The 14,099-nt window shown below is 64.4% G+C and carries 11 protein-coding genes and 1 tRNA gene; 9 read left to right on the top strand and 3 right to left on the bottom strand.

What is annotated here, in order from left to right; translation table 11 throughout:
- From O1Q03_RS22950 to O1Q03_RS22990, 9 genes are all read left to right on the top strand, one after another.
- The coding region (locus tag O1Q03_RS22950; protein ID WP_269506325.1) for an IS30 family transposase at positions 1-427 on the top strand (427 nt) is incomplete at its 5' end.
- A gap of 312 nt (positions 428-739) precedes the next feature.
- Positions 740-862, top strand: a complete 123-nt coding sequence (locus O1Q03_RS22955; protein WP_269506326.1) for a lariocidin family lasso peptide — start codon at positions 740-742, stop codon at positions 860-862.
- A gap of 91 nt (positions 863-953) precedes the next feature.
- Positions 954-1,253: a hypothetical protein gene (locus tag O1Q03_RS22960; protein ID WP_269506327.1), complete on the top strand. Its 300-nt coding sequence runs from the start codon at positions 954-956 to the stop codon at positions 1,251-1,253.
- Entirely contained in the window at positions 1,243-1,707 is a 465-nt protein-coding gene (locus O1Q03_RS22965; protein WP_269506328.1) for a lasso peptide biosynthesis B2 protein, read from the top strand. The genes O1Q03_RS22960 and O1Q03_RS22965 overlap by 11 nt, the downstream gene beginning before the upstream one ends.
- Entirely contained in the window at positions 1,704-3,635 is a 1,932-nt protein-coding gene (locus O1Q03_RS22970; protein WP_269506329.1) for an asparagine synthase-related protein, read from the top strand. The genes O1Q03_RS22965 and O1Q03_RS22970 overlap by 4 nt, the downstream gene beginning before the upstream one ends.
- 10 nt (positions 3,636-3,645) lie before the next feature.
- Complete coding sequence (locus O1Q03_RS22975; RefSeq protein WP_269506330.1) at positions 3,646-5,484, top strand: ATP-binding cassette domain-containing protein; 1,839 nt, start codon at positions 3,646-3,648, stop codon at positions 5,482-5,484.
- A 105-nt stretch (positions 5,485-5,589) separates the two neighbouring features.
- Positions 5,590-6,771, top strand: coding sequence for a macrolide transporter subunit MacA (gene macA / locus O1Q03_RS22980; protein WP_124891988.1), 1,182 nt, complete (start codon positions 5,590-5,592; stop codon positions 6,769-6,771).
- 2 nt (positions 6,772-6,773) lie between these two features.
- Complete coding sequence (locus O1Q03_RS22985) at positions 6,774-8,825, top strand: MacB family efflux pump subunit (protein ID WP_269506331.1); 2,052 nt, start codon at positions 6,774-6,776, stop codon at positions 8,823-8,825.
- A gap of 7 nt (positions 8,826-8,832) precedes the next feature.
- A complete protein-coding gene (locus tag O1Q03_RS22990) occupies positions 8,833-10,314 on the top strand; it encodes an efflux transporter outer membrane subunit (protein ID WP_269506332.1) in 1,482 nt (493 codons plus the stop codon).
- A gap of 259 nt (positions 10,315-10,573) precedes the next feature.
- Here the strand turns inward: O1Q03_RS22990 and O1Q03_RS22995 are convergent.
- The 3 genes from O1Q03_RS22995 to selA all read right to left on the bottom strand — a co-directional run bounded on the left by O1Q03_RS22995 (position 10,574) and on the right by selA (position 14,071).
- Positions 10,574-10,669 (bottom strand) — tRNA-Sec (locus O1Q03_RS22995).
- 40 nt (positions 10,670-10,709) lie between these two features.
- A complete protein-coding gene (gene selB, locus O1Q03_RS23000; RefSeq protein ID WP_269506333.1) occupies positions 10,710-12,635 on the bottom strand; it encodes a selenocysteine-specific translation elongation factor in 1,926 nt (641 codons plus the stop codon).
- The gene (gene selA / locus O1Q03_RS23005; protein ID WP_269506334.1) at positions 12,632-14,071 is read right to left on the bottom strand and encodes an L-seryl-tRNA(Sec) selenium transferase; all 1,440 of its coding nucleotides are present in this window, start codon (positions 14,069-14,071) and stop codon (positions 12,632-12,634) included. The genes selB and selA overlap by 4 nt, the downstream gene beginning before the upstream one ends.
- Positions 14,072-14,099 lie beyond the last annotated feature (28 nt).

Consider the following 14,099-nt stretch of genomic DNA (forward strand, 5'->3'; position numbering starts at 1 on the left):
CGTGCTCGTCGAACGCATGAGCCGCGCCGTGCTGCTGGCCAAGATGCCCGATGCGACTGCTGCATCGGCGCTCGCTGCCTTCACGACCAAACTGCAATCGCTCGTCGAGCCGCTGCGTCAAACGCTGACCTACGATCAAGGTCGCGAAATGGCGCGACATGCCGAACTGACGGCCGCGACCAACGTGCGTGTCTACTTCTGTGACCCGCACAGCCCTTGGCAGCGCGGCACGTGCGAAAACACCAACGGGCTGCTGCGCCAGTACTTGCCCAAGGGCACCGATCTGTCCGTCTACTCTCAAGAGGACCTCGACGAGATTGCTGACAACCTCAACACGCGACCGCGCGCCACGCTGAACTGGCACACGCCTCTGCAAATCCTCGCTCAGGTTCTGGCTAACCCCACGGACCGAGTTCCTGTTCAGTAACCCGCGAGGTGTTGCACTTCACTCTTGAAACCGCCCAGGTTTGGTCGTTCGACCTGCAATCATTAATCTTGCGTCGCGGCGAGACGCTGGAACGGCAATAGATTCATTCCCCATGCCTATTATCTCCATCCATCTCCAGAAAAATAGTGACATATCTCGCGAGGAATTATCTCAAATATAGCACACCGAAATAAATTGTTTACTTTCTCGATCCCATCTATATACTTACGATTGCATTTCAACCGCAACACCTGAAGTGCAACATCAAGAACAGTTGTTTTCGCAAATGCTTCCTTACTGAAGGAGAGTGAAATGAATACTGTCTCGATTCAACCCACCAAAGTCGTCGCCTATGGCTCGTTTCTTGCCGTCATTCTTTCCAAGAAATCTATTCCAGGCGATGGACTCTACGGGCGCGGCGTGAAAGGTATGTAACAGTAGCGCGCTGAATCACACGATGATACGAGGCACGCGCCCAAGTATCGGCTGGGCGCGTGCCTCGCGAATGCTCTCATGGTGGGCATGCATGTCACACAAGCACTCGACAGAACAAGACGCGAAATTGCTTTATCCGAACTATTCGCTCGAATGCGTTTTACTTGATGGTGAGACGATCTTCTATAGCGAGACAAAGAATAGTTATTTCGGTCTGTCAGGGGTAGCAGTCGATATTTTGACAATCTCTCGGAGATTGCACACGGGGCTACGCGCGGAGGATTTTATTAATGAGATTGCAGGCAGCCGAGCACTAACGACCACCGATAAGAAATTGATTTTAGATGCAGTCACCACATTAATCGATCTGGGCGCCCTTTATGAAAAATGACGGCGCGTACATCTTTCTCACCCATAGCCTCGTGCGAGCCATGTTGCTTGGTCGGCCGGTCAGCGACGCCTATCTCGGTATTTTCAAGTCGATCTTTCCCGGCGCGGTTAGAGGCAGGTACGTGGGCGCGGTCGGCCGTATCGACCAACCTTATCTTCAGGAAGTCTGCGATTCCATTTACCAGGCCGACCTGCTCGAAATGGGTGGCGCGTCGTGCTATTCGGCCAGCATCGTCGTGCAGGCCCTGGCATTTCTGCATGGCATTCCAAGCGACCTGGTGATCGGCGTCAAAAGGCAGGATGAGAAGGTCGTCGGACACGCGTGGATCGAATTGTGTCGCACGGGATCCGTGCCGGAAATCGTCAATCCAGGGCGCATGGATTTGAACGAATATCGGGCGCTGACGCGCATGAATCCTGAAACGGCTGTCACGGGATGGGTTGCCTCGCTATGAAACTCTGGACGATAGTGGTGAACGGCACAACGGTGGACGTCGACGCCTACATCGACGACCTCCTCGATGCTTTGGGCGATGTTCAGGTCGACAGCGCGAAGCGGATGGCGCACGGCTGGGCGACTCTGATCGAGATGGATATACGCCTGTGCGAAGCCGAATGCCGGAGCCCCCGACGGATCGACACATCGGCCGGCGACACCGCGTATAGCGGTTGGTTGCGCGACCTGCACAGCGGCACGCTCCATTCGTCGTTCCGCCAGGACGCGCTTGCGCTCGATCCATCGAAAAACGTCGTGCTCGGCGAGTTCAGCTACGCGTCGATCCGGCCCGAACGCGTGATCCTGATGACCGACCATTATGCGACGCACCCGATTTACTACTGGCGCGGCAAAAACGGGCAATGGGTGGCGAGCAACGATCTGCGGCTGCTCTTGCTATGCCGCCTCGTGCCGCTGAAAATCAGGCGCGAGTCTTGCATCGAGTTCCTGACGCAATCCGTCATGGTCGGCGAAAACGAATTGGCCGGCGAAGCGACATTCTTCGCAGAGGTACTGAAGATGCCGGCGAGTGGCGTTCTGAGCATCGACAGAACAGGCCAGACGTTCGAGCTGACGCAGGCGCGCGACGATGTCGCTTTCCGGCTTGACAGCGCGATCTCCCGTCGGGAGGACTTCGAGCAGGTGTTTCGGGCTCGCCTCGACGCCTGCGTGCTCGACCGCATCGAAGCCGGCGCGGGCGGGATCATGCTGAGCGGCGGCGTTGACTCCAATACCGTCCTCGGGGCGACCCTCTCGGTGCACGGGCGCAGCGCGCCCTTCTGCGCCAACATGGGCTTCAGGGATGCGGATCTCGCGATGAGCCAGGATGACAAGCTCGTCGAGGCGCTCGTTCGGCACTGCGACGTTCCTCATCGGATCATCTACGCCGACGATTTTTTGCGTCTTCCGGCGTTGGACGATGCCTGCGCCTATGTCGACGGGCCCGACGCAGCCGCCAATCCGCTCGCCAAGGAAGCCTGCGCACGCGTGTTCCAGGATCACGATGTTTCGCTCGTCATGACAGGCGAAGGGGGAGACGTCATTCTTGGCGAGTCGACGCATCCCTGGATTCTCGATTCCATTCGCGAGCATGACGGGATCGAAGCACTCCACGACTACGTGACGGAAAACCTCGGCATTCGAGCCTTCTCGCGAGCCTACTTTCACAAGATGCTGACCTCGCTGTCGCCACGCCTGGGGCGACGCGAGTGGCTTGAGAAGGAATCGACCGAAGGGCGCGCGATATTGCCCGACTATCTCGGAAAGTGCCTGCTCGCGGGAGCGCGGCGCCATGCGCGCGCCGGAAAGGGGTACGCGAGGCATTCGCGGACGCGATACCTGGGCCACGACTACATCAGGGCAATGCTGTTTCCGCGGGCGACTTACTTCGACACCTTGAATGTCTACTGCACCCACTCCCATCCGTTCCTCGACCCGCGGATGATCTCGTTCGCACTCGCGTGTCCGCCGCATCTTCACCACGACTATAGACGCCTGAATCGCGCGAATCCCTACGCGACGTCGAAAATGCTGGCGCGAAACGCCTATCGCGGAGCGCTGCCGGATTTCGCCACGGAGAAAAAGAGCAAGACGAGCTATGCGCTGATGGCACGGCGAATGTTTCGCAATAGCGCGGGGGCGCTGCTGCGCCTGACCGATCGCCCCATGATTCTGAATGACTGGGGACTCGTCGATCAGGCTCGTTTCCGCCGCCACCTGACGGCCTATATTGTCGCGACGGAAGACCCTAACGCACAGCTCGGCACTCAGTACCACTATATTCGCGGCGTGACCGATCTTGAAGCCTGGCTCGTAAGATTCTCCGGAGCGCGGGCTACTGTCGTCAAGCATTTGAAATTCCGTCCACTACGTGCCCTTGCGGGCTGAGCCAGCCGCCATGAAAGTCTGGGAAATCCTGCACAATCTCGGCGAGACGCTATTGCTGCTGTGGCGAGCGGCGCCGCGGGCGCTGAGCCTCGCCATCATGTCGAACCTCGTCGTCGGCGTCATACCGAGCGTGCTGCTCTACATCAACGCGCAGCTCATCGAGCGCCTGACGTCCAATGCGGCCGCAGCCGCTGTCATGGCGCTCGTCATCGCCTACTTCATACTCGGCGGCTTTCACGATGGATTGAACGCGATATCGAGCTTCATCGTCGACTCGCTTGGAGATTCGGCGCGCATGCTGCTGAAGCGAGATGTGAACTCGATCGTCGCGACGTTCCCGAACCTCGGCATACACGAGGATGCCGATCTGCGCGAAACGGCGATTCTCGCGGCCGGCGCGAGCGACCAGGTGGGTGACCTTGTGCTGCATCTTTATGCAGTCTGCATTGGAACCGTGATGATCATTCCGATCCTGCTCCTGACGGGGCAAACGGCATGGTGGATTCCCTTCCTCGTGTTGGCTGGCATGGTGCCGCCCCTCCTGTTCCGGGCGCGGGCCGAACGCGAGAGCTGGAATGTCCAGGAGCATCATGCGGCAACGTTCAACGATCTGCGCCTTCTCGAGCGGGTTCTGACGCAGCCCGAATTCGCCAAGGACTTGCGCATCTACCGCATGCAGGAGCGTCTGCTGGCCAAGTGGCAGGGTCTCTACGACAACTATCTCGAGACCATCAAGCGAGTACGCACGCGCAACGCGCTCAAGCTCGCCGCGACGTCGCTGGCGGCAAGTGTCTGCCTCGGACTGCCGCTCTATGCCGTCATCGACGGATTTCAGCTCGGCAAGTTCAGCATCGCCCAGCTCGCGTTCCTGCTCGGCGCGCTCGTTCAGTTGAAAGACGGGTTAGCCGCGATCGTCTACAACTTCGGCGATCTGTTGCGCGTTTCCTATGCCGTGCGCCCGTTCCGCAAGCTGATCGCCCTTCACGCTGCGCAGCAGAAGCAGACAGTCGCCCCTGCCCGCCGGCCGCCGCCGGTGCGCGAAACGTCGGCGGCCGCACCCTGCGTAACGCTGCGCAACGTGGGTCTGCGGTACCGCGACGTCGAACATGCCGCGCTTGATCAGATCGGTCTGGAGATTCGCGATCGAGAGGTCATCGCGATCGTCGGCGAAAATGGCGCCGGCAAGACGACCCTGCTCAAATTGCTGTGCGGTCTCTACGAGCCGACGACAGGTGTGTTGGCGTGGTCGACGGCCCATCATCCTCCGCGTGTGGTCGGTGTGTTTCAGGACTTTGCGCGCTTTCCGCTCGACGTGCGCGAGAACCTCGTCGAGCACGACATGCAGCAAGCCGACGAATACCTGAAGGCGGTCGGCCTCGAGTTCCTGGGCCGCCGCCCGGACACCCCTCTGACCACGGAGACGGCGGGCGGAACCGATATTTCAGGGGGGCAGTGGCAGAGGCTAGCCATCGCGCGTGCGATGGCACATGCCGACGAAGCCGACCTGCTCGTCTTCGACGAACCCACTTCAGCGCTCGATCCGGAGTCCGAAGCGGACATCATGCGACTCATTCTCGAACTGGCCGAGCAACGGACGACCGTCATCGTTAGCCACCGTCTCGCGTTGACGCGATTCGTCGATCGCATCGTCGTGCTCGACAAGGGCCATCTCGTTGAGGAGGGGTCTCACGACGAACTCATCGCCCGAAACGGGAAGTACGCGCGGATGTTTCATAGTCAAGCCATGTTCTATCACGACAGCGTTCCGGATGGTCCTGCCGCAATACGGCGGTCCGATGTGCTGGTGGGGAGGAACTCGAAGGGATTCGATCGACGACGCCCGCGCTGAATTCGCCCCGGAACCCAGAAACTCCGAAGCTTTCTGCATTTCAACCAGTCCATTTCCATTTCATTACAGACGGCCGCTCGTACACCCCCGAAACACATTGCTCTCATGAAGAAATCCCCCCAACGCGGGTGCTACGTGGCTACCGGCCTCGCCGTCACCGTCTTGCTCATTGCGTTCGCGTGGCGCTGGCTCGCGCCGGACAAGCGTCCGCAATACCTGAGCGCGAAGGTCGAGCGCGGCGATCTCGAGAGTGCGGTGCTCGCGACGGGCACGCTGCAGGCCTTCAAGGGGGTCGACGTCGGCGCGCAGGTGACCGGCCAGCTCAAGTCGCTGAAGGTCAAACTCGGCGACAAGGTCAAGAAGGGGCAATGGCTCGCGGAGATCGACCCGGTGCTCCCGCAGAACGCGCTGCGTCAAGCGAAAATCAGCGAGCAGAACCTCGTCGCGCAAAGACGCGCGACGGCCGCGCAGCTCGCTCAGGCCGAGCTCGCATTCCGCCGCCAACGGCAAATGCTGCCGGACGACGCGACCTCACGGCAGGACTACGAAGCTGCGCAGGCCACACTCGACGTGCAGCGTGCAACCCTTGCGTCGTTCGACGCACAGATCCGCGCGGCCCGCATCCAGATCGAGACCGAGCAGGCCAACGTCGGCTACACGCGAATCGTCGCGCCGATGGACGGCGAAGTCGTCGCGATCGTCACGCAGGAGGGGCAAACCGTACTCGCGCAGCAGCAGGCGCCCGTGATCCTGAAGCTCGCCGACGTCGACACGATGACCGTCAAGGCGCAGGTGTCCGAAGCCGACGTCATCCGCGTGCACCCCGGCCAGACCGCGTACTTCACGATCCTCGGCGACCCCGACAAGCGCTACTACGGCAAGCTGCGAGCAATCGAGCCCGCGCCGCAGAACTTCCTCGACACGCAGAGTTCGCTCGGCGGTATGGGCGGCGGCTTGTCCAAGCCGAATACTGCGGTGTTCTACAACGCACTGTTCGAGGTGCCGAATCCCGGCCATCGGCTGCGCATCTCGATGACCGCGCAGGTCAGCGTGGTGCTCGACACCGCGCGCCAAGCGCTTAGCATTCCCGTTGCCGCGCTCGGCGCGCAGGCGCCGGACGGCCGCTATGCGGTGCGCGTGATCGGCGCCAACGACAAGGTGGTCACGCGCCAGGTCCTCACCGGACTGAACAACAACGTGAAGATCGAGGTGCGCGACGGCCTGAAGGCCGGCGAGCGCGTCGTGATTGGCGAAGCGGCAGACGACACTCCCGGTTCGGAAATTTAGCGATGACCCGGCCGCTGCTGCAGTTCACCAACGTCATACGGCGCTTTCCGGCCGGCGATCGGGATGTGATCGTGCTGAAAGACGTCAATCTGTCGATCGACGCTGGCGAGATCGTCGCAATCGTCGGCGCGTCGGGTTCCGGCAAGTCGACGCTGATGAACATGCTCGGCTGCCTGGACCACCCGAGCGCTGGCAGCTACCGGGTCGGCGGCCGCGAGACGCGCGACCTCGACGCGGACGAGCTCGCTCAATTGCGGCGCGAGCACTTCGGCTTCATCTTCCAGCGTTACCACCTGCTGCCGTATCTCAATGCGGCGGCAAACGTCGAGATGCCGGCTATCTATGCGGGGAGCGCGCATGCTGCCCGGCGCGCGTGCGCCGAGCACCTGCTTGCTCGCCTCGGGCTTACGGAACGCGCCGGCCACCGGCCGAGCCAGCTGTCCGGCGGCCAGCAGCAGCGCGTCAGCATCGCACGCGCACTGATGAACGGCGGCGAAGTGATCCTTGCCGACGAGCCGACGGGCGCACTCGATTCGAAAAGCGGTCAGGACGTCATCCGGATCCTGCGCGAACTGAATGCGCTCGGCCATACGGTGATCATCGTCACGCACGACGAGCAGGTCGCCGCGCACGCGCGCCGCATCATCGAGATCCACGACGGCGAGATCGTCGCGGACCGACCAAACTCGCCGGTCGAGGATGGCTCGCCGGCCCCGGCGCATGCTGCCGACGTGTCGTCCACCGTCGCCGGCGACCGAACCGCGCAGGCGAACGCATCGGACGATCGCGGCGTCCGAGCCGCCTCAGCGGACGCACTGGCTGCCGCGCCGCTTCGCCCGCGCCAGTGGTCCGCGAGTGCCGGCAGCTTCGCCGAGGCGTTCCGGATGGCCTGGCTCGCGCTCGTATCGCACCGGCTGCGAACGATCCTGACGATGCTCGGCATAATCTTCGGCATCACGTCGGTCGTGTCGATCGCCGCGATCGGTGAAGGCGCGAAGCGTTACATGCTCGACGAAATCGCCAGTATGGGCACCAACACGATCAGCATCTACCCGGGCCGCGACTGGGGCGACAGCCAGGCGGGCACGATCCAGACGCTCGTGGCCGCCGACGTGGCCGCCCTCGCCGAGCAGCACTACATCGACGGCGCGACGCCCGAAACGGCGCGCAGCCTGCTGCTGCGGTACCGAAATATCGACGTGAATGCGCTCGTGAGCGGTGTCGGCGAGCGTTTCTTCCAGGTGCGCGGAAGGAACTTCGCACTGGGTGTCGGTTTCAGCACGGATGACGTGCGTCGTCAGGCGCCGGTCGCGGTGATCGACCAGAACACGCGCCGCAAGCTGTTCGGCGCGAACCCGAATCCGCTCGGCGAGGTGATCCTCGTCGACAACCTGCCGTGCATCGTGATCGGCGTGACGGCGGACAAGAAGAGCGCGTTCAGCGACGTGAAGGACCTGAACGTATGGGTACCGTACACGACCGCGAGCGGCCGGCTGTTCGGCCAACCCCATTTCGGTAGTATCACCGTACGCGTACGCGACGGCCAGCCAAGCAAGGCCGCCGAGAACAGCCTTGTGAAACTGATGACTCAGCGCCACGGGCGCAAGGATTTCTTCACGTACAACCTGGACAGCGTAGCCAAGACGACCGCGAAGACCGGCCAGTCGATCGCGCTGCTGCTGTCGCTGATCGCGGTGATCTCGCTCATCGTCGGCGGGATCGGAGTGGTGAACATCATGCTCGTGTCGGTCACGGAGCGCACGCGCGAAATCGGCATCCGGATGGCGGTCGGCGCGCGGCAGAGCGATATCATGCAACAGTTCCTCGTCGAGTCCGTGATGGTATGCCTGATGGGCGGCGCGATCGGGATCGTGCTGTCGTTCGGCATGAGCTTCATCTTTTCGCTGTTTGTCACCCAATGGAAAATGGTGTTCTCTGTCGGCTCGATCGTCACCGCAGTCCTGTGTTCGACGCTGATCGGCATCGTCTTCGGCTTCATGCCCGCGCGCAACGCGGCGCGGCTCGATCCGATTGATGCGCTCGCGCGCGATTGAGGTCGCGATGATCTGCATCCCGACCGCCCCTCGCAGCGTGCTCGCGCTCTCATGCGCAGCCGCGCTGCTCGCCGGCTGCGCAAGCGAGCGTCGCCAGCCGCTACCCGCCGTGAACCTGCCCGCGCAATGGACCACGTACGACGCGGCCGGCACGGCGCCCGCTTCCGCTGCGTCGAGCGCATCCGCGCCCTTTGCTACCTCGCCAATTCCGGCCGACTGGTGGCGCGGCTTCGGCGACCCGGTGCTCGACCGGCTGATCGCCGACGCGCTCGATGTCAACAACGACCTCGCTGCTGCCACGATCCGCGTCTATCGTGCACGCCTGCAGGCGGGGCTCGTCGCGACCAATCAGACGCCGAACGTCACGCTCGAGGGCGCCGGCAGCGTGTCGCACTCGCTCGGTGGCAACGACGGCATGTCGCGCAATTTTGACGAAAATGGCAGCGTGCCGCGCACGCTCGATTCACATCGAACGTCGCGCATGAGCAATCTGTCCGGCATGCTCAGCTACGAACTCGACCTCTGGGGCAAGCTCGCCGCGCTGCGCGACGCGGCGCGCTGGAGCGCCAATGCGACACAGGCCAATCGCGACGCGGCGCGGCTCTCGTTGATCGGCACGACGGCCGCGCTGTACTGGGAGATCGGCTATCTGAACCAGCAGATCGCGCTCGGCGACGCAAGCATCACGTATGCGGAGCGCACGCTTGCGCTGGTGCGCGCGCGCCATGCGGCGGGCGCGGTGTCCGGGTTCGACGTTGCGCAGGCCGAGCTGAGCGTGTCCGCGCAGCGCGCGGCTCAGACGCATCTGATCCAGCAACGCACCGTGAAACGTCACGCGCTTGCGATCCTGTTCGACAGGCCGCCGCAGGCGAAAGCCGCGGAGCCGACCGCGCTGCCCGACCGGCCGCTGCCAGCGGTGCCTGCGGGCGTGCCTGCGGATCTGCTTGGTCGACGCCCGGATCTCCGTGAAGCGGAGTTCCGGCTGCGCGAATCACTCGCGAACCTCGACTTCACCCGCACAAGCTTCTATCCCTCGTTCACGCTGACAAGTTCCTTCGGCACGTCGAGCGCGAGTCTCGAGCGCGTGCTGTCGAATCCGATCGCGATGCTCGGCCTCGGGCTCTCGCTGCCGCTCATCGAATGGAATACGATGCGACTGAAGATCAAGGTGTCGCAGACGGAGTACGAGGAAGCAGTCGTCGCTTTCCGCCAGCGGTTGCACACCGCGCTCGGCGAGGTCGAAAACGTATTGTCTGCACGTGCGCAGCTCGAACGTGAAGGCGAACAGCACACGCTGTCGCTCAAGTGGGCACAGCATGCGGAAGCGCTGGCGCGAGTCCGCTTCGTGACCGGCGCGACCGACGTACGGCCATGGCTCGACCAGCAGCAGCGGCTGCGCGACGCGCAGAGCGCCGTCGCGCTGAACCGCTTGCATCGACTCAACAACCGGATGGACTTATACAAGGCGCTGGGCGGTAGTGATCACTGACCTGATTCCAACCCGTGCGAACAGACTTGTCGATTGCGAAGTGGGAGACGGCGGGTGACGGGCACGCGATTCCGTTTCGAAAAAGCAAGAAAACGCCTGATGGGCGGGAGTTTTGGACAGGCGTCCGGAGGACTCGAACGCGGCACAAATCGGCCCGGCGCACTTCCCAAAGCGGATATTGCCGCCATCGCTCGCTGCGTAAATTTCGATGTTCCGCCGTGGAAAGACTGCCCGGAGCGCCAAAATCTTGTAACCCTTGTGGCGGAAGGCAGCAGGAGTCGAACCTACCCGGGAGTGTCTGACACCCCCAACTGGATTTGAAGTCCAGCCGTACCACCGGATACGAATGCCTTCCGTAGGGGAAAAACCAAAAGAACGAAAAGAACAACGATCGCCTACGCCTGAATACCCACCCAACCGCTGTCAGGCCGCAGGAAGTGAAGATCGCGGTGGAAGCGAGTATACCCAACCCGATCGAAGAACTCGAGAATCTGGATCGCCCGCTTGCGGCCGAGCCCGGTCGCATCGCGAAACGTCGCCGCATCGAGCCCGCCGCCGCGCGTCGGCGCGAGATGCGCGACCAGCCCGGCCAGCTCGCGCACGACATCCGCGTGATAGAACAAGTCGCGCACGATCTGGTGCACGTCGCCGCGCCGCGCGAGCTTGCGCAGCAGCGCGCGCACGGCGTCCTCGGCCGCGCCCGTGTCGCGCGCCAGATCGCGCACCCACGGCGGATCGAAGCGTCCCGCATGAATCAGCGGCAGCAGTTGCTGCGCGAGCGCCTCGTCGCGCGCATCGAAGCTCACCGAATGCGACGGCAGATGCAGCCACGGCCCGCTTCGCGCGACGTCGCCGCCCGCCACCAGCGCATCGACGAGCGCGCGCCACAGCGCATCGCCGGCGAGCGGCGCCGCCATCCGTCGCAGACGTGCCGCATCGAGCCCCTGCTCGTCCGGCATCCGCTCGTGATACGCGCGCAGCGTGTCGATCGCCCGCGCCTGCAGCGCATGCCAGTGCGTGCGCGCCATCACCGTGCCGTCGTTCGACGCCGCATCGCGCTGGCCGATCGCCAGCGCATCGTCCGGCAACGCGAGCTCATCCGGCGCGAACCCCGTCAGATGCATCAGCGTCGCGCGCGGAATGCCGAGCGGCGCCTGCGCGAGCAGCGCATCGAGCCGCCGTTCGTCGAGCCACACGGCCAGCGCATCGAGCCATGCGCGGCGCGCAGGCGTACGCCGCTTGCGTGCAGGCCCGAACGGATCGAGCACGCGGCCGCCGCCGACGGTGCGCGTCGCCTGCGGATTGCGCACGATGAAGCGATCGCCCGGTAGCGCGAACACCGGCTCGTCGAACACCAGTTGCACGCGCATCTTCTGTCCGCCGGCGAGCGTATCGCCGTCGAGCAGCGCGACGTGCGCGACGCGGTGCAGCGTGCCGAGATGCACGTGCAGCGGCGCCCAGTGCGTCAGCGTCAGCCCCGCATCGGCCAGCAACGTGAGTTCGACGTCCAGCCGCGGCGACGTCGCCGCAAGCCGCGCATCCGCGACGGTATCGCCGCGCTCGATGTCCGCCTTGTCGACGCCTGCCAGGTTCAGCGCGCAGCGCTCGCCCGCGCGGCCCGTGTCGACCGGCCGGTTCTGTGCATGAATGCTGCGCACGCGCGCGGCATCGCCGGTGCGCACGATCGCGAGTGTGTCGCCGGTCGCGACGCGGCCCGCGAACGCAGTGCCCGTGACGACGGTGCCCTGCCCGGCAAGCGTAAACACGCGATCAACCGCCAGCCGGAACAAGCCATCGTCGCGACCCGCCCGCCATGCGAGCGCCGCCTCGGCGAGGTGCTGCTTCAATGCGGCGACGCCCGGATCGTCGGCCCGCGTCGCGCAGGTTTCGAAGATCGGTGCGCCATCGAGCGTCGACCCGTGCAGCCACGCGGCGATCTCGTCGCGCACCGCCGACAGGCGTGCGGCGTCGACGCGATCGCATTTCGTCAGCGCGACCGCGCCGTGCGTGACGCCGAGCAATTGCAGGATCGCGAGGTGCTCGCGGGTCTGCGGCATCACGCCGTCGTCGGCGGCGATCACGAGCAACGCGAAGTCGATCCCGGACGCGCCGGCCGCCATCGTATGAATCAGCTTCTCGTGGCCCGGCACGTCGATCAGGCCGAGCACGTCGCCGTTCTCGAGCGGCGTGTACGCGTAGCCGAGCTCGATCGAGATGCCCCGCGCCTTCTCTTCCTTCAACCGGTCGGTGTCGACGCCCGTGAGCGCCCGCACGAGCGTCGTCTTGCCGTGGTCGATATGTCCTGCAGTACCGACGATCATGCGGCCGGCCCCGCGATCAGCGCGCATTGCGCGACGAAGGCCGCTTCGTCCGCGCCCTCGAGACAGCGCAAATCGAGCCGCAGCGCGTTGTCGGCAACGCGGCCGATCACGGCGCGCGGCCACGCGCGCAACCGCTTCTCGAGCTGCGCGAGCGCACGGCCGCCGCGCTTGCCGTCGGGCGTGCGCACGACGAGCCCGGCGCTCGGCAGCTGGTCGACCGGCAGCGCGCCGCTGCCGATCTGGCTGAACATCGGCTCGACGCGCACGTCGAAGCCGCTGCCGAGCGCGGCCTGCAACGCCGGCCGCACGCGCTCGGCGGCCTCGGCGATATCGCGCTGCGGCCGCGTGAGCAGACGCAGCGTCGTGAGCCGCTCGCGCAGAAATTCCGGCGCCTGGTAGAGCCGCAGCACCGGTTCGAGCGCGGCGAGCGTCAGCTTGCCGACACGCAGCGCACGCTTGAGCGGATGCTTCCTGATCTTCGCGACGAGCGCGCGATCGCCGACGATCAGGCCGGCCTGCGGGCCGCCGAGCAGCTTGTCGCCGCTGAACGTGACGAGGTTCGCGCCGGCCGCGACGGTTTCCTGCACGGTCGGCTCGTGCGGCAGGCCCCACTGCGACAGGTCGACGAGCGTGCCGCTGCCGAGATCGACCGCCACCGGCAGCCCATGTTCGCGCGCAAGCGGCGCGAGTTCGGCGAGCGTCACGTCCTTCGTGAAGCCGCTGATCGCATAGTTGCTGCAATGCACCTTCATCAGCAGCGCCGTGCGCGGGCCGATCGCGTCCGCGTAGTCGTGCAGATGGGTGCGATTGGTCGTGCCGACCTCGCGCAGCTTCGCGCCGGCGCGGCTCATGATGTCGGGAATGCGGAACGCGCCGCCGATCTCGACGAGTTCGCCGCGCGACACGATCACTTCGCGTTTCGGCGCGAGCGCGGACAGCGCGAGCAGCACGGCCGCCGCATTGTTGTTCACGACCGTCGCGGCTTCCGCGCCGGTCAATTCGCACAGCAAACCTTCGATCAGGTCGTCGCGGTCGCCGCGGCGGCCGGTCGACAGATCGTATTCGAGGTTGACGGGTTGCGTGAGCACGTCGACCACCGCGCGCACCGCGTCGTCGGGCAACAATGCACGCCCGAGGTTGGTGTGCAGCACGGTGCCGCTCAGATTGAACACCGCGCGCACGGCGCTCGCGCTTTGCGCGGCCAGCGTGCGGGCAACGGCGGCCGCGATACGCGGCTCGTCGAGCGGCTCGGCCGCCGACGGATCCTGCTGCGCGGCGGTGCGCCAGCGTTCGAGCTCGGCGCGCACCGCGTTCAGCACGCGCGTGCGGCCATAGTCGGCGAGCAGCGGCTGCAGCGGCGCCGACGATAGCACGCGTTCGACGGACGGCACGCGCGCGAGGACGGCATTCAGTTCATTCAAACCCGGTTCGGTCACGTAATCGTGGCTCCCTTTCGATGTATCG

The organism is Burkholderia sp. IMCC1007 (assembly GCF_027257875.1).
Lineage (GTDB): Bacteria > Pseudomonadota > Gammaproteobacteria > Burkholderiales > Burkholderiaceae > Burkholderia.